This window comes from Natroniella sulfidigena, from assembly GCF_023223645.1.
In the GTDB taxonomy this organism is placed as follows: domain Bacteria; phylum Bacillota; class Halanaerobiia; order Halobacteroidales; family Halobacteroidaceae; genus Natroniella; species Natroniella sulfidigena.
Genome location: NZ_JALKBY010000014.1, coordinates 40657 through 63328, shown reverse-complemented (window position 1 = coordinate 63328; position 22672 = coordinate 40657). Strand labels below are relative to the sequence as shown.

General features: G+C 32.8%; 27 protein-coding genes. 1 reads left to right on the top strand and 26 read right to left on the bottom strand.

What is annotated here, in order from left to right:
* Positions 1 to 471: 471 nt before the first annotated feature.
* The 5 genes from MWH28_RS09970 to MWH28_RS09950 all read right to left on the bottom strand — a co-directional run bounded on the left by MWH28_RS09970 (position 472) and on the right by MWH28_RS09950 (position 4167).
* Positions 472 to 834 carry a YlbF/YmcA family competence regulator gene (locus MWH28_RS09970; RefSeq protein WP_248619220.1) on the bottom strand — a complete coding sequence of 121 codons (363 nt, stop codon included), beginning with the start codon at positions 832 to 834 and terminating at the stop codon, positions 472 to 474.
* Between the two features lie 37 nt (positions 835 to 871).
* Positions 872 to 1219: a YlbF/YmcA family competence regulator gene (locus tag MWH28_RS09965; protein ID WP_248619219.1), complete on the bottom strand. Its 348-nt coding sequence runs from the start codon at positions 1217 to 1219 to the stop codon at positions 872 to 874.
* Between the two features lie 37 nt (positions 1220 to 1256).
* Entirely contained in the window at positions 1257 to 2585 is a 1329-nt protein-coding gene (gene miaB, locus MWH28_RS09960) for a tRNA (N6-isopentenyl adenosine(37)-C2)-methylthiotransferase MiaB (protein ID WP_248619218.1), read from the bottom strand.
* Between the two features lie 142 nt (positions 2586 to 2727).
* Positions 2728 to 3039 carry an STAS domain-containing protein gene (locus MWH28_RS09955; protein ID WP_248619217.1) on the bottom strand — a complete coding sequence of 104 codons (312 nt, stop codon included), beginning with the start codon at positions 3037 to 3039 and terminating at the stop codon, positions 2728 to 2730.
* A 378-nt stretch (positions 3040 to 3417) separates the two neighbouring features.
* Entirely contained in the window at positions 3418 to 4167 is a 750-nt protein-coding gene (locus MWH28_RS09950; protein WP_248619216.1) for an MBL fold metallo-hydrolase, read from the bottom strand.
* Between the two features lie 139 nt (positions 4168 to 4306).
* Here MWH28_RS09950 and MWH28_RS09945 point away from each other — a divergent pair, with 139 nt between their 5' ends.
* A complete protein-coding gene (locus tag MWH28_RS09945; RefSeq protein ID WP_248619215.1) occupies positions 4307 to 4480 on the top strand; it encodes a hypothetical protein in 174 nt (57 codons plus the stop codon).
* A gap of 766 nt (positions 4481 to 5246) precedes the next feature.
* On the opposite strand, the gene MWH28_RS09940 is transcribed toward MWH28_RS09945, so the two are convergent.
* The 21 genes from MWH28_RS09940 to MWH28_RS09840 form a co-directional block, all read right to left on the bottom strand.
* Positions 5247 to 5456, bottom strand: a complete 210-nt coding sequence (locus MWH28_RS09940; protein WP_248619214.1) for a DUF3006 domain-containing protein — start codon at positions 5454 to 5456, stop codon at positions 5247 to 5249.
* 673 nt (positions 5457 to 6129) lie between these two features.
* Entirely contained in the window at positions 6130 to 6285 is a 156-nt protein-coding gene (locus MWH28_RS09935) for an aspartyl-phosphate phosphatase Spo0E family protein (RefSeq protein WP_248619213.1), read from the bottom strand.
* Positions 6286 to 6409: 124 nt separating this feature from the next.
* Entirely contained in the window at positions 6410 to 6952 is a 543-nt protein-coding gene (locus MWH28_RS09930) for a flavodoxin family protein (protein WP_248619212.1), read from the bottom strand.
* 155 nt (positions 6953 to 7107) lie between these two features.
* On the bottom strand, positions 7108 to 7329 hold the full coding sequence (locus tag MWH28_RS09925) for a hypothetical protein (protein ID WP_248619211.1): 222 nt from the start codon (positions 7327 to 7329) through the stop codon (positions 7108 to 7110).
* Between the two features lies 1 nt (position 7330).
* Entirely contained in the window at positions 7331 to 8056 is a 726-nt protein-coding gene (locus MWH28_RS09920) for a 4Fe-4S binding protein (protein ID WP_248619210.1), read from the bottom strand.
* Between the two features lie 234 nt (positions 8057 to 8290).
* Positions 8291 to 8725 carry an Hsp20/alpha crystallin family protein gene (locus tag MWH28_RS09915; RefSeq protein ID WP_248619209.1) on the bottom strand — a complete coding sequence of 145 codons (435 nt, stop codon included), beginning with the start codon at positions 8723 to 8725 and terminating at the stop codon, positions 8291 to 8293.
* A gap of 72 nt (positions 8726 to 8797) precedes the next feature.
* Positions 8798 to 9481, bottom strand: a complete 684-nt coding sequence (locus tag MWH28_RS09910) for a winged helix-turn-helix domain-containing protein (RefSeq protein ID WP_248619208.1) — start codon at positions 9479 to 9481, stop codon at positions 8798 to 8800.
* A 267-nt stretch (positions 9482 to 9748) separates the two neighbouring features.
* On the bottom strand, positions 9749 to 10033 hold the full coding sequence (locus MWH28_RS09905; protein ID WP_248619207.1) for an acylphosphatase: 285 nt from the start codon (positions 10031 to 10033) through the stop codon (positions 9749 to 9751).
* Between the two features lie 376 nt (positions 10034 to 10409).
* The gene (locus tag MWH28_RS09900; protein WP_248619206.1) at positions 10410 to 10772 is read right to left on the bottom strand and encodes a response regulator; all 363 of its coding nucleotides are present in this window, start codon (positions 10770 to 10772) and stop codon (positions 10410 to 10412) included.
* 116 nt (positions 10773 to 10888) lie between these two features.
* Positions 10889 to 11410 (bottom strand): Holliday junction resolvase RecU, encoded by a 522-nt coding sequence (gene recU, locus MWH28_RS09895; RefSeq protein ID WP_248619205.1) that lies wholly within the window; start codon positions 11408 to 11410, stop codon positions 10889 to 10891.
* Positions 11394 to 11627 carry a hypothetical protein gene (locus tag MWH28_RS09890; RefSeq protein ID WP_248619204.1) on the bottom strand — a complete coding sequence of 78 codons (234 nt, stop codon included), beginning with the start codon at positions 11625 to 11627 and terminating at the stop codon, positions 11394 to 11396. Before MWH28_RS09890 ends, recU begins: the two co-directional genes overlap by 17 nt.
* 24 nt (positions 11628 to 11651) lie before the next feature.
* The gene (locus MWH28_RS09885; protein WP_248619203.1) at positions 11652 to 13220 is read right to left on the bottom strand and encodes a PKD domain-containing protein; all 1569 of its coding nucleotides are present in this window, start codon (positions 13218 to 13220) and stop codon (positions 11652 to 11654) included.
* Between the two features lie 29 nt (positions 13221 to 13249).
* A complete protein-coding gene (locus MWH28_RS09880; RefSeq protein ID WP_248619202.1) occupies positions 13250 to 14149 on the bottom strand; it encodes a cation diffusion facilitator family transporter in 900 nt (299 codons plus the stop codon).
* Between the two features lie 210 nt (positions 14150 to 14359).
* Positions 14360 to 15481, bottom strand: coding sequence for a S1C family serine protease (locus tag MWH28_RS09875; RefSeq protein ID WP_248619201.1), 1122 nt, complete (start codon positions 15479 to 15481; stop codon positions 14360 to 14362).
* Between the two features lie 231 nt (positions 15482 to 15712).
* Positions 15713 to 17173 (bottom strand): ATP-binding protein, encoded by a 1461-nt coding sequence (locus MWH28_RS09870; protein ID WP_248619200.1) that lies wholly within the window; start codon positions 17171 to 17173, stop codon positions 15713 to 15715.
* Positions 17151 to 17843: a response regulator transcription factor gene (locus MWH28_RS09865; protein ID WP_345894771.1), complete on the bottom strand. Its 693-nt coding sequence runs from the start codon at positions 17841 to 17843 to the stop codon at positions 17151 to 17153. Before MWH28_RS09865 ends, MWH28_RS09870 begins: the two co-directional genes overlap by 23 nt.
* A gap of 94 nt (positions 17844 to 17937) precedes the next feature.
* Positions 17938 to 19377, bottom strand: coding sequence for a TrkH family potassium uptake protein (locus MWH28_RS09860; protein ID WP_248619199.1), 1440 nt, complete (start codon positions 19375 to 19377; stop codon positions 17938 to 17940).
* A gap of 11 nt (positions 19378 to 19388) precedes the next feature.
* On the bottom strand, positions 19389 to 20756 hold the full coding sequence (gene trkA / locus MWH28_RS09855) for a Trk system potassium transporter TrkA (protein WP_248619198.1): 1368 nt from the start codon (positions 20754 to 20756) through the stop codon (positions 19389 to 19391).
* A 135-nt stretch (positions 20757 to 20891) separates the two neighbouring features.
* On the bottom strand, positions 20892 to 21284 hold the full coding sequence (locus MWH28_RS09850) for a thioesterase family protein (protein ID WP_248619197.1): 393 nt from the start codon (positions 21282 to 21284) through the stop codon (positions 20892 to 20894).
* 24 nt (positions 21285 to 21308) lie between these two features.
* Entirely contained in the window at positions 21309 to 22157 is an 849-nt protein-coding gene (locus tag MWH28_RS09845; protein ID WP_248619196.1) for a methyl-accepting chemotaxis protein, read from the bottom strand.
* Between the two features lie 45 nt (positions 22158 to 22202).
* A complete protein-coding gene (locus MWH28_RS09840; protein WP_248619195.1) occupies positions 22203 to 22544 on the bottom strand; it encodes a hypothetical protein in 342 nt (113 codons plus the stop codon).
* Positions 22545 to 22672: the final 128 nt, after the last annotated feature.

The following is a 22672-nucleotide window of genomic DNA, read 5'->3' as shown; positions in this document are numbered from 1 at the left end:
TCCCACCTCCTAATAACTTTATAATACTTTCAGCTAAATCTAATCTTACTATTGCAATACTTTAGAGATATCTAAAACTTTCTTCACTCCCGTTTCAATTGACAATTTACGATGCACAATTCACAATTAAATTCAAAATATCAAGATCAAAAAATGGAAAAATCAATAATCAAAAGCTATAAGAGAATTAGATTTCCAAGCTTACAATATTTTCTTTTAGCTGAGAATACTCCTTAATTCAAATAATTATTATACCACAATCTAACTTAAATTTAAATTAGATCGAATCAATTCTAAACTTATTTGATATTAAGCTTAAGTTTAAGGCTGAGGTTAAGTTTAAGTCAACCACTAGAAACATGAGGATTTAGCTCTTACTTAGACTTAGACTCAAACTTAAACTGAATTGTAATTAACTTTAACCTAATAGAAAAAAACCTCTAAGTCAAAATGACTTAGAGGTTTTTTTAATTAACAACAACCTGCTCCACAATCTGGACCGCACTCTTCACCTTGGATAGCAGCACTGATCACTTGATTAACCGTCTGCATTACTTTACCAAACTTCTGTTGTGCTTCCATATACTCTTTAACATGCTCATTTTGTTGCATCTTAGCTTGAATCCCCTGTAATTCTTTCTTAAGCTCATCAGAAACTGGCTGACCATTTTGCTGGGCCATTTGAGCTTTACGCTGCTTAGTTTGGAACTCTTGTAAGATTTCTTGAGCAGCTTCATCAGCTTCCATTGCTTCTTCTGCAGTTTTGAGCTCAGAAAATTCCTGTGATTCTACAATCTCAGTACCTAATTCCTGAGCTTTTTCCATAATAGACATAATAAATATCCCCCTTAGAACTTAACTTCAATTTATTTTAAGCTTGTTGTGGTTGCTCTTGACCTTGAATAGCAGTAGAAATAACTTCATTAACTTGCTCCATTATTCCATTAAACTCCTGCTGTGCTTCCATATATCCTTTGATCTTTTCATTCTGTTGCATTTTGGCCTGTAACCCTTGAATTTCTTGTTGCATCTCTTCAGTTACTCCTTGACCATTCATTTGGGCCATTTGTGCCATCTTCTGCTTAGATTGAAATTCTTGTAGAATTTCTTGAGCAGCTTCATCAGCTTGCATCTCTTCTTCTGCAGCTTTCAAATCATCATACTCATTAGATTCTACAATCTCTTCCGCTAATTGTTCAGCTTTCTCTTTAATTGACATAAAATTAAAATCCCCCTTAAAATTTAAAAAACTTCCTTTAAACCAAGTCACCAAATAATGTCCAACTCTGTACTCTGTTTATTTTAACATTAATTAGCTCTCCTGTCAAATCACGGTCTGCTTCAAAGATAACTATTTTATTTGAACATGTTCTACCAGTTAATTTATTAGGATCTTTTTTACTTTCTCCTTCTACTAATACTTCAACAATCTGACCCTCTAAAGGCTTATTTTTCTTTAAACTAATATCACTTTGAATATCCATTAAACGCTGTAATCGCTCCTTTTTAACCTCATCAGAGATCTGCTCATCATACTCTGCAGCTGGCGTACCTGTTCGCTTAGAATAAAGAAAACTATAAGCCATATCAAATTCTACCTTCTTAAATAGATCAAGGGTCTTTTCAAAATCCTCTTCACTCTCTCCTGGAAAACCAACAATAACATCTGTCGTTATCGCAGCATCCGGATTATTTGCTCTAATTTTTTCTATTAATCTTAAATATTCCTCTTTTGTATAATTTCTATTCATCTTTTTAAGTATTTTATTACTTCCAGCTTGGACTGGTAGATGAAAATGATTACATACCTTATCCAATTGACTGATAGTCTCGACTAATTTATCACTGAAATCCCTCGGATGAGAAGTCATATAACGAATCCTAGCTAAACCTTCAACTTGATTAATCTCAGTCAATAAGTCAGCAAAATCAATTTCTTCTTCAAAATCTTTACCATAAGAGTTTACATTCTGACCGAGCAAGGTCACTTCTTTAACCCCATCTGCCACCAAATCTTCAATTTCTTTGACAATGTTCTCTAACGGACGACTCTTCTCCCTTCCTCTAACATGAGGAACAATACAGTATGTACAGAAATTATCACACCCATAAATAATCGTCACAAATGCCTTGTGATCATCCTTTCTTTGGACAGGCATCTCGGGAATCAACTCTTTAGACTCCTCCCAAACTTTGACTAAAGGATTCTTATCCTCCTTAGCTTCCTTTAATAACTTAGGAAAATGATGAATATTATGAGTCCCAAAAACAATATCAACATGACGATACTTCTCCTTAATCTCCTTAACTACATCCTCTTGCTGCATCATACAGCCACAAATACCGATGATTAGATCGGGATTCTTCCTTTTTAAGTTTTTTAGTTGGCCCACCTTACCATAAACCTTTAATTCAGCATTCTCTCGTACACAACATGTATTTAAAATGATTATATCAGCATCCTCTAATTCTTCAGTTGGCTGATAGCCTTCATCTTCTAGCACACCTGCAAGTTTTTCTGAATCATGCTCATTCATTTGACAACCGTAGGTCTTTATTAGATATGATTTATTCTCTTGATTCATCTTATCACTCCTTTAAGATCCAATACAGTATTTCATTATAACATATTTTACCCAAAATGAAAGATAAAATTTATTAACATTTAGTATAAATGGCTAGTTAACAAAATTAAATTGCTCAATAATTCCAAAAATTATACAGTCACTATTCTATTCCTTCTATATCAATGATTTTATTGAGCTTAATCATTTTAAACATCTTTTTTATATAGTCATTAGTTAGGTTTATAATTCGCAACTCACCATTTCTTACTCTTATTTTTTTATAAAATGATAATAACTTACCCAAACCACAAGTGTCTATCCTAGTAACATTCTTAAAATCAATTATAATCTGCTCATACCCTTGATTATAAGCAATCTGTAACTTTCTTTCAAATTCTTGCGAATTACTAACATCAATCTTATCTTCAGCACTAACAATTATTTCTAACTTATTGTTATCTTTTATTGTCATAATAATCTCTCCAATACTAAAGTTTTTTCAGCAAAGTAAGTTAAACTTGATAATAACAACAAGTTATTATTTTCACTTTTGCTCCAATAGGTAAATAGTCTTTCAATACACCCCAAAACCTTATCCTGAGTAATCAACCCTATTTTGTATGAATAATCTACTGATGATTACCATATCATAATTTCTTAAATAAATCAAAAGTATTATAAATAAACAAAATGTGTCACTTTATAATTTATCTTTTCTTTTATTATTTTCTTTTTAAAGAATAAATTTCCTTTAATTTTTTAATAATTACTCCACTTTTTGTCAATTATATTCATAAAGACTCTCATCTATTAAGATGAGAGTCTGATTAGGAAAATTCATTATCTTCTTTTATAGACTACTGTAGCTAATTTTCGATCCTCGCTTTTTAATCACAGCTGAATCAACCGCTAAATCAGCTATCTTATCAGCAAACTCTTCGGTAATTTCATAGTTATTACTAAAATGAATCGGAACTAACAAATTAGGTTTAAACTCTTGAGCAAAATACTCTCCTCCCCGATAATAATGCTCTTCTAACCTCGGATCAACAGGAACAAACGCTAGATCAATATTTACCTCTGGTAATCGGGCCAACTCCTCTTTATACTCTCTTTCCTCTTGTTTTCGCTCAGCTGGACTAAACTTATTCCAATGCCACCAATTTAAATCTCCAGCATGAAAGATAACTAAACCATCTACCTCAACTAAAAAAGAAACCCCTTGGTCAGTCGTACCATAAGTATTGACTGTAACATCTTCTAACTCCAACTGCTGATATTTCCCCAACTGATAGTAATTCTCCTTCTTATCATTTACTTGCAGGTCATCACTTAAAATATAATGTAAATTATCAACCTTCTGCTCCCACTCAAAAATAACAGGATTGAAGTGATCATTGTGATTATGGGATACAAAAACCAATCCTTGCTCTTTCCTGCTGAAAATATCCGGATCTACTACTCCTGTTTCTAAACTCCGCTCCTTACCTACTGGACTATCATTATAATAATCAAAGATTAATAGTTTTGATTCAGTTTCTACCGCTACTCCGCTATGATAAAGATGATAAATATTAGCTGTTCCCTTTAATTTTCCCATTATGTTTCCCCCTTTAAGATTAATTATCTATCCCATAGATTGTCATTATTAATAATTTTATGATTTAGATAGAAGGTTTTTCCTGATCACCCTAGAATAACTATTCAGGGGGAGGTTAAATTATTTATGGGGTGATAAAATGAAAACTGATAAGATTGCTAAAGAAATAACAATCAAAATGCTAGATAACAACAATAATAGTCCTTTGCTGACGGCCGATTCCAGTACTAACGAACACTATACTAATGAAGTAGCCAAATTTTACAAGACTATTTATAAAGCTATTGAAGAAGCTAAGAGAGAATCAAAGTAAGATATTACCGTAAACGTTTAGGTCTAACCAAACAAAAACCTCCCCCGCTCATCTTAACCTATCTCCTGCAACCGCTCCACTTACTCTGTATTAGTTTATTCCTTTCTACACTTCTTTAAAAACCCCTTCTAGCAAAGGTGATTAAGCCGACTAATATTAATAATGGAATTGATATAATGTGTCACTTTGTGACACAGTCATTAGTGATTGGTAACTAGTAATTAGTAAATTCAAACCTCTAAAAACATATAATCAAACCCTTGTTAGACGCAGACTAAATTCGGATTAAAATTCGACTAACACAAGACAATTTCAAGGTCATAAAATAAATTTTAATTGGTTTTAATCAGAACTTAGTTAAACCTTAGTCACCCCAAGAGTTCAAGCCCAAGACTATTTCCTCGAGAAATAAAAAACATTTCTCTCATAATACGCCCAAGGGCACTAGCTCCGCGTCGCTTCCTCAGGACGCACCCCAAGAGTACTTCCTCAGAAAACAAAAAACGTTTTCTTCAGGACGCTGTGTCAAAAAATTTTGACTTTGATTTTACCAATCACAAATCACTAATTACCAATTACTAAAGCTAAGCTTTATAGAATCGATTTAGAAATACAAACTACCTTTGAACTTCTTAAACAGAATGCTTAAGGCTCTACAAAGAGATGCATCAATGCATCTCTTTGTTATTTCCCCCTTTTAATACGAATAAACCCCAGTAGAGTGCACTACTAAGGTTTATAATTTAAATAATACCTAATATTTTAATTAGTTGTTTTTAAGTTTATCAATCAAATTTCCAATCTTTCTTTCTCTATCCTCAGAAGTTTCTTGATCAATTGTAAAAGAGACTTCTAACCATGTACCTTCACTAACTTCATCAGGTAAAAGCTGACTAGGGATATCAACTTTAATTTCTTCTTCGCCAAATAAAACTACAGCATAATCATTTTCAAAACGATCTATTACTGCTTTCAAACTCTGCTCCTCCTTTTTTAACTTTATTTACTTATGCCACCTCTCTTAATAATTCTTTAGTACAATATATCGGAATATATAATAATAGTTTATATTATTAAGGAATAAATGTAAAGTCTACCAAAAAATCAAAACTCACTGCATAATAAAATTATTTTTGTAAATTATAAGGATATAGAAAGGAGGGGTGAAAAATTTTTGAAATGCCAACTTATTTTATCTATCCAATCTATACTGTAATATTATTTATAGTTTTAGTAGCTATAGTCCCCAAAAAAGTAATCGGTCAACTTGGTATTTATGGGGTCTCTTTGGTGCAGTATTTGATATATTAATTATTCTTTTAGTCGGACAACTGTTAGATTTAGGTACTCATATCAATTATGGACCATTTGGATTTATGGGAATTCCTCTCTTTCCTCCGATAGCTTGGACTTTCTACTTTATCATCTTTTTATACTTTTTACCTACTACAAAACCATGGAATTATCTTTTGGCATTGACTGGTGGTTTTTATAGTACACTCTTTGCTAATGTACTGATCAACCTTAAAATTTTCAAATCTAATTATGGTAGAATTATAGTACCTATTATTCTATATTCCTTATGGCACGTTACGGTAACTTGGTTATACTTGAATTACTTTAAGCAGAAATTACTTTCTGATAACTAATTATTGACCCTTCTTTCTTTTCATTGACTCGACAATCTTCTGATCTAATTTTTGACTAATAGCCAATACATTTTTATCTAATAAATCATTACTTTGAATTTTCTTATTCATTTTCTCTCGCAAAAATTCAATCTCTTCTCTAAACTTATCAGTCATAAAATCACCTCTCTAAATAACTATAACGCATCTTTCAAAATAAACCAAATATTTAAACCTCTAGGCAATTTACCCAGAGGTTTCTTCCTTGTAAATTAAATTCTCTTTAGCTCAAAGTAAATTTTTAGAGATTGCTTACTAGTTCTTCAGTATCTTGACTAATCTTCTCTAACTGCTCTGCAGTAGGCAAACCTCTTATATCTCCCATTCTACCTTCAAGGTTAACACCTTCAGTACCATTAGCCTTAAACTCACTGAGAATATATAACTTATCAACTACATTAAAACCAAAATGGGCAAAAAATTGACCTACATAATCCCCTACTGGTATAGCCTCATCAATACCAGTATGAGGCCCTGAATAAGTACAAAATACTAACGCATTCTTACCTTCGACCTTAGGAGCACCCAACTTAACCTTCCCTTCCTTTCGATACTCTTTAAACTTATTCTTTAAAAAGCGATCAGCTGGCTTAGGAGGATGCCAATGGTAAGAAGGAACCCCCAGACAAACTAGATCATAATCATAAAAGTCAATTTCCTTAGCCTCTTCAATCTTCAATAATGAAACGTTGGCCCGAGCTTTCTTAGCCCCTTTCTGAATTGATCTAGCTACTTGCTCTGTATTCCCTGTCTTAGACCAATAAATAACTACTACTTCCTTCATCTCTATCCCTCCTAATGATAAGCCCCTGCCACAGGAGAGGAGCATTATTATACTCTTATATTAGCTAACACCTGTCAAACAAGAACTCAACCTCTATTAATCAAAAATAATTCAGTCAGATCGGTTAAGATCTGACTGAATTTTGAACAACCTATTTAATTACATTCTTTTATTATCTTCTCCGCTTTCTGATGTTGATTAGGAAATAAACCACTCGGCAAACACTGACTCCCTACAGTCTTACTCACCAAATAACGAGCACAATTAGAATTATCCCCTTGGCAATATCTCTTTTTATATAGACTGGCCAATCCTGCTTTTTCATCCATTTTATCATTAAAGAAAGCACAATTAGTTATATGTTCACAATCAGCCATCTTATACCCTCCTTACAGTATCTTTAGTCACTTCATCACGCTTTTTCAATTCTAGAATATTGATAGGGCAAGCCTCAACACATTCAGCACACTTGATACATCTATCATCATCAAAACGATTTTCTTGATCAAAATTTGTATAAGGCTCCAACTCTAACGGACAATTATTAGCACATAGACCACATTCTCGACATTCTGTAGGTTGATTAATAGTAATTCTCTGTTCAAATGTACGATTAATCCCTAAGACATTTCCAAGTTTACCCATGATTTGACCCATTGCTCCCATCGGGCAGAAAGAACACCAGGTTCTTGGACTGATTAGGATCGCTAAACTAACTCCTAAAATTGTAGGCATTATTAAGTATTGCATCGTAAACATCAAACCCAAATTATCAAGAAACTCTTCACTACCCCAAGTAGCCATCACATTCATCAAACGTCTACTGAACATCCCCATAAAAAAGATGAAAAAACCCCACTTCAAAAACGATGATTTAAAGAAAGCTGGTATCTTTCTAGAAATAGAAAACTTACTGATTAAAACATCAAATAAACTTCCATGAGGACATAAATTTCCACACCAATACTTCCCATTAAATAATCCAATTAGTATTATTCCAAGCATAATCCCAATCATAGCCAAACCTAATAACGGATAAAACAAACCTCCAAAAGCAATTGTAGGTACTAAAACCCATGAATATTTTTTAATATTAGCTATCATTTATAATACCCCCTTTATTAATACCCCCCCTCTTCTGGGGAGGGTATTAATATTATAAACTTTTTTAAAACTAATGTCAAGGAAATAATTAATTTGTTGTAAATTGATGGATGATTAAAGTTCTATACTAGCAATATTAAGTCTAAGTTTAAGTGAGATCTAAAAACTTAAGCTTTTGTAAGAGACCATAAAAAAAGGTCAAGCATATTAATATGCTTGACCTTTGATAATCATTCATTCCTCATTATTCAATTTTAACCTAGTCACCTTGTTTAACTCCTCTTCCGCCTTCGGAATTATTACCTCCATAACCCCGTGTTCAATATCAGCTCTAGCCTCTTGGTGTTTAACTTTGAGTGGTAATGTTATTCTTCGTTGAAATTCATTCCTGCTTCTTTCTTCATAATAATATCCGTTCTTCACTTTAGTTCTCTCCTGCTCTTGGTGTTGACCTTGAATAATAACAGTCTCTTCACTAACCATTATTTCAAGATCATCAGACCTTACCCCTGGTAAATCTGCCTTAACAACTAAATTATCCCCATCTTCATAAACATCAACTGCTGGATATGTTTTTTCTTCTTCTGGTAATCTCTCATCTAGGAATCTATTCATCTGCTCTCGTAAAGTATTTATTTCTCTAAGTGGATTCCAATTGTTTGATTTCATTCCTCAAATTACCTCCTCTATAAATCAGATATTCTATAAATTATCATTTCTTATGAGGTAACAATTTATACATTAATAAAACTTATTAACTTTAAATAACCCTTTTACCGGTTGATAAATCTGGGGCATATCTTTAACCACTTCTTCTAACGGTACTAGTGGAAGTAACTGTTGCAACCTTCCTGTATCTTTAGCTTTTACTAAGATCTCTTTTAATAAGTTTTCAGATCTTTTAACTCCTTTTTCTTCCAAAACCTCTATAATTATCTCTTTATAAACAGTAGTATCTACAACTCCAATATTTTGTTCTTTTAAAATATAATCACCCTGCTCTAAATCAATAATTTCTAATAACAAATTACTACAATCTAAAGAAAATTGATCATCTAATTTTAAAAAGCCTGTAAGCCGATTCTGTTTTAGTTTCAAATTATAATTTTGTTCTTGATATCTTAAGTTAATCTCTGGTTGGGAAAATAAATATTGATAACTATTAATATTTATAAAACCTCGTTTAATCTGGGCCAACGAAGGAATAAGAACAAAAGAAACTCCATTTAGCAACCACTTTTTCAAAGCTAATTTACCAGAGGAAAATTTAACAAACCTAGAGTCATTATAAATACTAGCTTGAACTGAATCAGCATCCTTGACAGTTACTAAATAAGCAATCCTATTAACAACTTGCGAAGGAGTAAGCGGTGAACCAACTTTATCTAACAACTCATAACTTGCATCAGTGATTGTAGATGGCATATTTATCCTCCCTTAAAAATCACCTTTGTCTACTAATAGATAATTTTTATTAATAAAAAATAAATTGGAAGCATAATCGCTCCCAATCAACATTCTACTTCTTATTATAAGCCTAAATAGCATAACCATCTCCTGAAACAAAGAACCCAGCAAAAATAATACTAATTTCAAAACACAACTATCTACTATATAAATATACACAGCAATCTATAATAAAATATATAAATCACTAGAGCTTATAATATTAAATTTTAGTTGGCTCTTAAGTTACACTTCATATTTAATAGCAAACCTAATGAAATCTTCTGTCGGCTCAATCCAATCATAACTAAAATCTTCTACCTCAGCTTTATTTGGCCCTTCTTGTAAATACTGAATCAATTCTTCTATTTTTTCTTCCTCACCTTCAGCCACTACTTCTATTTCACTTCCCGAAGAACTCTTTACATATCCTTTAATCCCTAATCGAGTAGCTTTTTGATGTGTACTTGCCCGATATCCAACTCCTTGAATTCTACCTTTTACATTAGCTTTAATTGCTTTCTTAGTCATAATAATCCTCCTATTTGTATTGTTATACAATTATTATTTCCATAAAATATAATTTTAATCAATAATAACTAGTAATTAATTTTACTCCACATAATAAACTTCTTTACTGGAGAGCATTTTCCTCTTTATTTGACAAAAAATCTTCCTGGTAAAAGCCTAGACAATAAAAAAGTTGCCTCCGGCAACTCAGTTTAAGTCTAAGCTTGAGTTTAAGTAAAACCAACAAATACAAACTAGTAAAAGTTATCCACAACCTCTAAAAAGCATAATTTCCTTAATGATAAAAAAATCGTACAATAGGAACAAGTATAATTATTCCTACTATACGACCCAGAAATATTATTGTTTAACAGAAACTTTCTGTAATTAATTTCTACTAGCCCAATATCTTTTCTAGCGTTTCTTTAACTTTTTCTGGTTTGATAGGTTTTACTATGAAATCCTTTGCTCCAGCTTCGATTGCTTCTAGTACCATCGGCTTTTGGCCCATTGCACTACAGACAATTATATCAGCACTTGGATCATATTCCATAATTTTTTTAGTTGCCTCAATCCCGTCCATTCCTGGCATAGTAATATCCATTGTTACCAAATCAGGTTCTAATTCTTTATATTGTTCTATAGCTCTTTCGCCATTTTCAGCCATTCCAGCTACCTGATAACCTTGCTCCTCAATTATTTTAGCTAACATCGTCCTCATAAAATTAGCATCATCAGTTATTAATATCTTCTTAGCCATTCCTTTTCCCTCCTCAAAACATTCATTGATTTATCAAAATAACAGCTTAAATACTAAGACCATCTTTTACTATTTTATTATATTTCATCTAAAAAATCAAGATTTATTCTTAGAACTTACAGTTCAAATGCTTGATCTATAATTTCTAAATAATCCAAAATAACTAGTCCTTGACTACCAATCTTATACTTCTTTTTAGCAATTTTTTGATATGGAATACTCTTTCTCCCCCCCTGCAATCTTCCTTGCCAATACTCTTCTAATAAACTAAATGGCAAATAATAAGCTTCATCTAAAGTCTTAAAGTAAATAATTAAAAAAGCAACTCCACCATTTTGAACCCAACTTTTTAAATATTGATACTGATGCTTCTTTACATTACTCAAATCAAAACGGGTCTCTATTTTAGTTTCCTTAGCATCAAAAGCAATTGCTCGTCCTTTATAAGTTCCAATATAATCAACCGTTGATTTTTGTTCATAAAATGCATTAGTAATTTTTCCAGTTCTAGAGTTTATATTTAATACCTTAACAGGGGTAGGAATCTTTTGAATTACTGCTCTATTTTGAAAAGAATACTGCCGATTAGAAGTTTCGATCATATTTTCCAAAACCTTTCCCCTACCACCATAGTTCATATAAGACCCTCCTTAAAAATTGACCGCCTACTCTAATACCAAACCAAATGCTGACTATCATAATTATTAGATTGACTACCTTCCCCCAAAAATTAATCAATTTAGATAATATATAATCATCTAAACTCTGCTTAGTTCCACTCGAAAAATAAAAGAATAGAACAACTCCTATGACTATTAAAGTACCTACTACTAGTTTAATTAATTCCAATCTCACTTTTTCACCCCTATATAGTCTGCTTTAAAGATCAAATCTCTCCTTTAAATCAACTATTACTAAGTTATATTCATGTTTATTAATAGATGAAGTTAAAATATAAAGCTTACTTTGTTCAGAATCAAAAACAAGATCAAAAGCATAATTCCTTAAATCAATTTTATCTAATAAGCTATGTTCTTCTAAAGAAAAGACACTAACTTCAGTATCATTATAAGCAGCAAACAACCATCCCTCTTCTTGGGCAACAGTAATTCCTCGTGGATAACCAGCAGTTTTAAATTTCTTCATTGCATCTAGCTTTCCTGATTGATTGAGAGTAAAAGATTGAACATATTTAAATTGACTACTTGCTATATAGAGATAATTCTCTTCATCAGTATTATGGATTTCAAGATCATCAATTACCCCTGTTCCTAATTTCATTAAAGGGTTTGAAAGATCAGTTAGATTATAGAGCAGTGTCTTATCAAAATACGCATCAAATAATAACTCTTCTTCTCCAACCAATTCAATCTTTTCACCACTAACCACTGATTTTCCTTTTTTCAATTGATAATTATCTTTAACCTTTTCTTCTTCAATATTAAATTGTACTAAATTAGACTTATCATCTACTTTCAAGTATAATTCATCAACTCCTATAGTTATATCCTTTATTTCCTGTTTGAAATTATAATTACTCACTGTTAACTCTTCTAAATCTATCTGTACCAACGAATTATCTCCTCTAGTAACTAAAAATAAATATTTATTATCTTTACTCAATTTTAAGTTATTAGGAGCCGGGCCAACATCGACCCTTCCAGTAATCTCATCTTTTTGAGTATCAAAAATCACCACTTGATTTGCTTGCTGATCCAACAGGTACAATTGAGAACGTACTTCATCAAATATAAGATCTGAAACACCCTTATCTAATCTAACCTTTCTAATTCCCCGATCTAATACTCTAATTATCTCCTCATTACTAACCGATAAATAACCTCGTTCATTAAATACCAATACTTGATAAGTATAATTTTGATTAGGGTCAACATCTTGATCTAGATAATAGGTCTTTGTCTGTTCATCTATCTCTGCTACCACCTCAGCATTATTATCAATATAAAAGTTATCACTCCGTAATATTTGGTATGTAGAAAAATCATCATCAGGATAAGCAGACCACTCAATCTCAACCCCTTCTGTTACAGAATCATTTCTAATTTCAGTCAATGATACCTGTTCAGGATAATCTCCTTCAACTGTAAAAGTAAAATCATACATCGTCTCAGCTCCCTGGTCATCTTGAATAAAGACTGTAATTCTATAATCACCAGGTGCAGTTGGAACCCGATATGTCGCTTTATTATCAACCTGTGATAAAAATCTTCCACCATTAGCAGTCCAATGATAATTTAGATCATCATCATCATCAGATAGCTTGATCTCAAAATCTACTTCAGTATTTCCTAAAAATCTACCAGTCTCCTGATAATATTCAGAATCAATCTTAAAATCTTCTACAATTAACTCCTCTCTACATCCTGTCAAGCTCAATATCAGGATTAGAAAAAAAAGAATACAAAACTTATTATAATTAATCTGCAAAGCCTCTTCCTCCCTTACTCTAAATTTACTCAATTTTCATCATCTACTAAATGCTCTATCACATCTTCAGGATCTACATGAACCAAAACTTCTTCTACTTTAGGATTAGAACTTTTGATCTTTTCTTTAATATCATCAGCTACTTGATGCCCTTCAATAACCGTTAAATCATTAGCTACAACAACCTTTAGATCAATAAATAAGCGTGAACCATAAGCTCTTAACTTTACATCTTTAATTGTGATTACACTATCTACTTTCTCAGCCTCTTTTATTATTTGTTTCTTCTTATCTTGGCTAGGAATAGCATCCATCAACTCATCAATGGCATCTAAGACTACTTCTCCACCAACCTTAATAATAAATGAAGCCACTACTAACCCTGCTAATGGATCCAATAAAGGATAACCAAGCCTTGCTCCTCCAGCTCCAATTAAAACTGCAATAGAAGATAATGCATCAGAACGATGATGGTAAGCATCTGCAACCAACCCTTTAGAATCAATCTCTCGACCTATTTTTATAATATAACGGCATAGCCCCTCTTTGATTGCAATAGATATTACTGCCGTCCAAAGTACTATACTACTAGGGATATTTATCTCATAATTAATAATCGCCAACACTGTACTTCTAAGTAACATCAAACCGGTAATAATTAAAATAATCCCCAATAATTTTGTTGCAATCGATTCAGCTTTACCATGCCCATAAGGATGACAATCATCTGGTGGTTGACTAGAAACCTTAAAGCTCATACCTACTATTATGGTAGAAATAACATCTGATATAGAGTGAAAACCATCAGCAATTAAAGCTTTACTACCAAACCAAAACCCTACAGCCACCTTTAAAACTGATAATAAAATATTAACTATTAAACTAATAGTACTTACCTTAACCCCCACATCATGACGGGTTTTTTCCATTATTATCTTTTCCCCCTGAATTTTATTAGTTTCCTTCTAATAAAATTGTATTACCTAGAATATCACATTTGTGCTTCTTAATCAATAAAACAATTTCTAATAAAACCAAATATTTGAAAACATCTTTAAATTCTACTTCCCTAATTAAAAATCAAGGCTAAAGTTAATCTAAACTTTAAGATTAACCCTAGCCTTGATAAATTAGTAATTTTATTCTGTAGGCATTTCACCAAGAGTTACTTCAACTGAATTTAAATTCTCATCTTGGGTCATAATCAATAATTCAAGCTTCTCACCAATCTCTTTATTTGCAATAATCTCCTGTAATTGATCCATATCTTCTACCTCTTGACGGTCAGCTTCAATAATTATATCCCCTTGTGACAAACCAGCTTGAGCAGCAGGACTATTAGAGACAGCACGCATAATCATTATACCATTTGATAGATTTAAGTTATAATATTGTGCTACCTGCTCAGTCACTCCAGCTCCATAAATTCCAATCCAAGGCCTTCTTACCTTACCATACTCAATCAGATCATCAATAATCTCTTTGGCCCGATTAACCGGTATCGCAAAGCCAATTCCTTCAGCACTACCAATAATAGCAGTATTAATTCCTACTACTCGACCTTGACTATCTAGTAAAGGCCCTCCACTATTACCTGGATTAATAGAAGCATCTGTTTGAATCAAACCATCAAGTACAACAGAACCTCTACTTCTTCTAGTAGTAGGTCTGATCTCTCTTCCTAAAGCACTAATAACACCAGTAGTTACTGTATTACTAAATTCAACTCCAAAAGGACTTCCAATAGCAATCGCTAACTGTCCTACTTCCAAATCATTTGAATCTCCCAAAGGAGCTACTGGCAAATCAGAAGCTTCAATTTGAATCACAGCTAAATCATTTCGAGGATCTTCACCTACAACCTCAGCTGAAAAATTTCTCCCATCTGGCAATAAGACTTCTATCTCATCAACTCCTCCAATCACATGATGATTGGTTAAAATATGTCCCTCTTGATCAATAATAACCCCTGAACCAATTCCTTCTCTCTCTTCAGGAATAGGATTAAAAAAGAAATCACGCTTAACTTCAGTATCCTTAGTAACAATACTGACCACAGCCGGGCCAACTTCACGTACAGCTTTCTTAACTGCTTCTTCTTGAGAAACAACTATCTGCTCAACTTGCTGCTCTTCTCCCGCCTCTGCTTCTGTTCCCCAGAAAGCATTAGCATTAATACCTGTCATCAAAAAGCTTCCAATTAAGATCCCAAATAAAATTAAACAACCATACTTAAATACTCTGTCTTCAAATCTTCTCATTACATCTCCCTCCCTTAGCAAGTTTACAGTGGATATGGTTTTTATGGGTTTCACGAAGGGTCTTGATAAAGACCCGTAGGTACAGTTGACAGTTTACAGTTAAAACCTTTGTTATATTTCTAACAAAGATTCACTACCTCCGAGTTTTTATAAACCAAAAAACTCTTCGTGAGCCACTGATAAATCATAGTTTTAAAATTGTAATTTCCTACTAGTGGCTCTTCACTGCTTTTAAAAGCTTCTCACTGCTTCCTCATTAGCCTTAATCAAGCTAAAACCAAACCTAGAACCTTCACCTTCTACACTATCAACCCATACTTCACCATCATGCTGTTTAATAATCTCTCTAACAATTGACAGACCCAAACCTGTGCCACCTTTGCTACGGGTTCTTGATTTATCAACCTTATGAAATCTATTCCAGATATTTTCTAAATCTTCACTAGGAATTCCTGGCCCTTGATCTTCTATAGCCACCTTCACTTTTCTTTCTTCTTCTTGAGCAAAGATCCTAATCTCCTTACCTACAGGAGTAAAATCAATAGCATTACTGATTAAATTAATTAATACTTGTTCAATCTTATCTCTGTCAGCCAACACTAAAGAAAGCTCTTTTGGTAAATCAGCTATTATATTTAAATCCTTTTCAGCAATTTTGGGTTGTAAATTCTTAATCGAGATATTGATCAAATAACTTAAATCCAAAGCCTCAATCTCCATCTTGATCTGTTCTAATTCAATTTGTGATAAGCCTAATAAATCATTGACTAATCTAATCAACCTTTCGACTTCACCTAATACAATTGAATAATACTCACTTTTATCGACTTCAGAATCATAAACTCCATCACGTAATGCTTTAACAAACCCCTGAATTGAAGTTAAAGGAGTCCGTAATTCATGAGAAACATCAGCTACAAATCTCCGTTGTTGTTCTTCTTTCTTCTGCAATGAGTAGATAGTTTCCTGTAATGTATCAGCCAAATAATTAAATGAATGGGCCAACTGCCCTACCTCATCATCAGTCGTTACTCCCAACCGTTCACTAAATTGCCCATGAGCCATATCCACTGCTATCTGTTTCATCTTACGCAATGGTTTAGTAAAGCTTCTAGTTAAGGTAAAACTCAAAATAAAAGTTAAACTGATAGCAATCAATGCTGCATAAATAATCAATCTCTTTAAATCATCTAAAGTTTCACTAATTCCTGCTAATGGTGAATAGACAAAAACAGCTCCAAGCACCTCTTCCTCAACAATAATCGGTACTGCTACAAACAAAACTGACTCATCAAAATAATCAGAGTAACCACTCTTTTTGATAACTTGTCCATCAAAAACTTGTTTCATTTCTATCTCTTCTAATCTAATCCCTTGCAACTCTTCATGTTTAGTTGTAGCTAATACCAACCCCCTAGAATTAACTATCCAAACATTTCCTTCAAAAAATCGCTGTGAACCCTTTAAAAAAGATAATGCTTCATCATAATTTCCTTCATAAATCGATTGCTGAACTAAGTTAGCAATCTCTTGCCCTTGCTCTATAAATATTTCTTCTTGGTGATTATAATAGTAATTTTGAAATAAATATGATAAAGAAACTCCTAAAACAAATAAGGTTACTAAAATTATTGTAATAAATCTGAGCATTAATTTACTAGAAATAGTATTAAAAATCTTTAGTGACTTCAAATTTATAACCCACTCCCCAAACTGTATGGAAATAATTATAATCTTCAATACAAGTATCAATCTTATTTCTTAAACGCTTAATATGTGTATCAACAGTTCTAATATCACCTATAAAATTATAACCCCAAACTTGATCTAATAGCTGTTCTCTACTAAAGACCTGTTTTTCATTTTTAGCTAAAAAGTAAAGCAAATCATACTCTTTAGGTGCTATTTCCAATAATTCACCCTTGACCTTGACCTGATGTTTCTTATTATCTATAGTTAAGTTAGGAAAAAATAAGACTTGCTCATCTCCTCGTGTATCTATAGCTCGTCTTAAATTAGCCTTCACTCTAGCTACCAATTCATCCGGATCAAATGGTTTCGTTACATAGTCATCTGCCCCTAAATCCAACCCCTTAATCTTATCCTGCTTTTCTCCTTTCGCAGTCAACATTATAATTGGAACATCAGACTTCTCCCTAATCTTTTGACAAACTTCCCAACCATCTAACTTAGGTAACATAATATCCAAAACTACCAGATGAGGATTGAATTCATAAAACTTATCCAAAGCTTCCTCACCTTGATTAGCTATAGCAATCTGATAATCTTCCTTAGATAAATAGACTTCCATTAATCTACAAAGATTTTGATCATCATCAACTACTAAAATCTTAGTAACCACCTTTCCCCCCCCCCTAAACTGAACTTTCTAACTTAAGTTACACCTATACATAATTATAACTGACTTTTTTTAAATTATAAAGTCAAAATTTAATCTACTTACGCCAAAAACCGGCTAATAAAAATACCAATACTGTATAGATTTCCAATCTACCTAAAATCATAGCAAAACTCAATAATAACTTTCCTACCACCGGTAAAGGAACATAAGTATTTAAAGGGCCAATCAACCCTAAACCTGGACCAATATTTCCTAAAGTAGCTGCTACTGCTGAAATTGAACTAATCAAATCAATCCCAAAAGAGGCTAAAGTAATCGTAGAAATCACAAAAACAATAATATATAAAAAGAAAAACCCTAAAATACTTGTAGAAACCTCTTCCGAAATAGCCTGATTACCAATCTTTAATGAAGTTACAGCCCGAGGATGGATTAGCTTATATAATTCTTGAAAACCCTTTTTCATTAAAGCATAAATCCTGATCACCTTAATTCCCCCTGCAGTAGAACCTGCACAACCTCCAATAAACATCAAAATCAATAGTATCCCACGAGAAAAAGGGGGCCAAATATCATAATCAACCGTCGCAAACCCAGCTGTACTGATAATTGAAGTAACCTGAAAGGCAGCATACTTTAATGAAGAAAGAAAGGTCTTATAAACTTGCAAACGAAGATTAAGTGTAATTAGTAAAATAGCTGTCACTACTATAAAGGTATAAAACCTAAACTCTTTATCCTTGAATAATGATTTAAAATTACCCGTCAACACCTGATAATGTAAAACCAAATTAATCCCTGACATAAACATAAAGACTGCCATAATCGCTTCAATAATAATACTATCATAAGCCTTAACACTCAATGTTCGTGAGGAAAACCCTCCCGTTGACATCGTACCAAAAGAATGAATCACCGCATCAAATAAAGGCATATCATTTATAGTCAATAAAACAATCTGTAAAAAGGTCAAGACAATATAAACAACCCATAATGTCTTGGCAGTCTCTCTAATTCTAGGCTTCAATCGCTCATGGACTGGCCCTGGAACCTCTGCTTTAAACAACTGCATTGAACCTGCCAACTCAGGTAAGATCACAATCGACATTACAATAATCCCCATCCCACCTAACCAATGCATCAAACTCCGCCAAAACAAGATTGTATGTGATAGACTCTCTAAAGACATAATCACCGTAGCACCAGTAGTAGTAAACCCACTAACACTTTCAAAAAAAGCATCGACAAAATTATCAAAGACACCAGCTAACATAAATGGTACTGCTCCAAAGATAGAGATAAGTATCCAACCTAATGTCACAATAGCAAAACCTTCTCGATGTCTAATATCCTCTTCATCATCACTAAAACGTTTCAATAACCTCCCACTACTAATAGTAAAACCAGTAGCCACTATAAAAGCAATCCCATCTGCTTCCTGATAATAAAGAGAGACTAAGATAGGGAGTATCATACTAACTCCAATAAACAACAACAAAGTTCCTAACATATTAAATACAATTTTTAATCTCATTAAGTTACCCCCTATTTAAAGTAGTGCTCAATCTCCTCTTTAGTCGCTAAAGAAAAAACCAGTAAGTCATCTTTAGGTTCTAGTCTAGTAGTTCCTGTAGGAATAATTACCTTTTTTCCCCGATAAATTAAACCGACAATTAAATCAGTAGGTAAATTTAAATCCTTTATCTTAGTAATCCCCTGTCTATCATAAGTCACTTTAGAGAATTTAACCTGACCTCCAAAAGTAACCATTCCGTCAACTTGTCCCTGATGTAAAAAATCCAAAATAGTATCAATAGTGATTAATGATGGGCAGATAATATGATCAATCCTCAGAAATTCTGTTAAATAACTATAATTAATCTTATCTACTACAGCTATCGACTTTTTGACCCCTAACTTCTTAGCCAAAACTGCCATCACCAAATTCGCATCATCATCATCAGTAACCGCTACAAATGCATCAGCTTTAGCTACCCCTTCTTCTTTTAAGAGATCAACATCTGCTCCTGACCCCTGCAAAACTAATACATCTTCTAAACTATCAGCTAGCCTTTCACACTTTTTTAAATCCTCCTCAATAATAGTTACAACTGCGTGAGAAGCAAAAGATTTAGCTAATTGATAATTAACCTCTCCTTCTCCCACCAAGACAATCTTTTCTTTATCATCTGCATAGTTGGTCAACAATCTACCAAACTTTTTCTTAAATCCTTTAGGACAGATAATATAGAGACTATCCCCTGGATAAATTTTATCCTTCCCTTGGGGAATAATTACTCTTCCTTTCCTCGCAATGACCAAAATTAATGAATTATCAGGCAAATTTAACTCATTGACAGTATTATAAGCAAAATTACTCTGATGAGAAATCTTAAATTCAGAAATCTGAACCTTCTTATTTAGATATTGATCAACTTCTAATTTCATCCCCGGCTTAATTAAGTTCTTAACTCGTTTAATCACCATCTCCGAAGGATTAACCACCAAATCAAGTTCTAATTTATCTAATTGCAACTTAGGAGCAAGATTTTTAATCTGCTTAACTTGCACAATTATATCTTTAACTCCTAACTGCTGGGCATAAATTCCTGTCAATAAATTTTTCCGGTCATCTCCAGTAAGAGCAATCAAAAGGTTAGTCTTATCAATCCCTGCTTTAGTTAAGACATCTAAATCTGTTCCTTCTCCTTGTAAGGTTAGTACATCTATCCTTTCTTGAATCTGTTTTCGTAATCGAGCATCTTCTTCAATCATCACAACATCTTGGCCCATTTGAATCAATCGCTCTGCTAGTTGAACTCCTACTTCACTCCCTCCCACAATAATCGTTTGCCTTGAGGAAGTAGTAAAGCTTTTAGTCATTTTCTTAACCTTCTTCACTACCTCTTTCATGATATCTATCCTTTCTTCAAATAACTATTATAATTTATGCAATAGATAAGGTGAAAATTACTTTCAGCTAATTTGTAGGGCCAAAATAAAAAAGCTTATCTTAAAAAGATAAGCTTTTTATCATTATATTAAATTTTAATTAGACTTTTTTTGGGCTCGTTGATGAAATTTATCCAAATCAATTATAAACCGTTCATGGCGACCTGCTCCAATCTTTTCTACCTCATCTTCAGCTTCAACTTTAAAGATCAACTTTCTGCCATCAACCTCGATCAACTCAGCTTTAGCTGTTACCTTCATCTCTAATGGAGTAGCTGTCAAATGTTTAACCTCAACATTAGTACCAACTGTTGCTTTACCCACTGGCAAATAATCTTCAACTGCTTTAGTTGCTGCTTGCTCCATTAAAGCAATCATAGCTGGAGTTGCATAAACATCAACCTTACCACTGTTATACTCTTTAGCAGTATTCAGATCTGTTACTTTTGTAGAAGCTGTCCCACTTAAGCCAGGTTTAATCTTTTCCATGTAACCCCTCCTATTTAGAGATAATTATTCATACTGATACTCATCTTCTGCTAATGATTTTGACATTTCAATAACAACATTGCCTAATTCACTTAAATTTTCAATTTCAGCATCAATCTTACTTACAACTTCAGATTGTTCTTTACTGATCTCATTTATCCTTTTAGAAACATCATCCAAACTTGCAGTAATCTTCTCCAAACCTTCTAAAGTTACTTCTATTTCTGAAGTCGATTGTGCAGTCTTTGTAGCCAAATCTTGTATTTCTTCTGCTACCACTACAAACCCTTGACCTGCTTGCCCCACCCTAGCAGCTTCTATTCCAGCATTAATACCTATCATCTTTGTTTTCTTAGCAATATTTTTAATAATATTAATAATATCATCTGTATTTTTTACTCTATCTTCAGTCTGCTGTGAAATATCACTCAACTTTGTTCCCATATTGATTATATCCTCAACATCTAAATTAATTTCTTCTACTTGCTGATCTACTACTTCTGTAGTTCCCAACAGCTCATTAGATATTTCAAGTAATCCATCCTTCTTTTTTGTCGATTGATTAATACTGATTCCACCTATAATTTCACCTTGATTATTATAGATTGGATTACCAATAGAAATATAGGATATTCCTAAAACTGAATCGTCTTGCTCAATTACTACTCGTCTGCCTTTATTCATTGCTTTAGCCAGTCCCCAATCAGGATCAACTACATCTCCTTTTTTAACCCCTAAATCTAATTTAGGACTAGGGTAAGTAGCTATTACTTTTTCAGTATCTGCCACATAAACAGCTACTTCTTCTAAGTAAAACTTATTCAGCAGTGGAGCTACTGCTACTAATGATTCCAAAGCTTGTACTTCCTCCATCAATTTTAAATTCACCTCCTGAGCATTTAATAATATTCTCCCTGATCAATCATCCTTTCTGTAGACTTTGATTTCTAAATTATTATTTTCATAATTTATTTCGGCTTGATCAACCATCTGCCCTACTAATGCTAATTTTTGAGCTTGATTGTCTTCTCCTGCTAATTCCCAATAATACTCTTCAACCTGTGTTTCTCTAGGAGTATTTAACAACCTCTTTGCTTCCTCTAACCTTTCATTGTCAAGCTTCTTTGTCATCCCCCTGATAATAATTATCATTTGAGAAGGTTCATCTTTAACATCAATCTCAATATGCTTAATCCCAACTTGATAACAAAAACCCATTAATTCATTAACTAATTTAATCGTTTTTTTAGAATTTTTCATCTCAATTTCCTTTCTGCAAAGCAATTATTCTAAAAAGATTATCTTAAAATAAAATAATAACAAATACAGTTGAGTTTTGCAACCCAACTGTTGTGTAATCCTTCACTTGCAGATGTATTAATTAATTT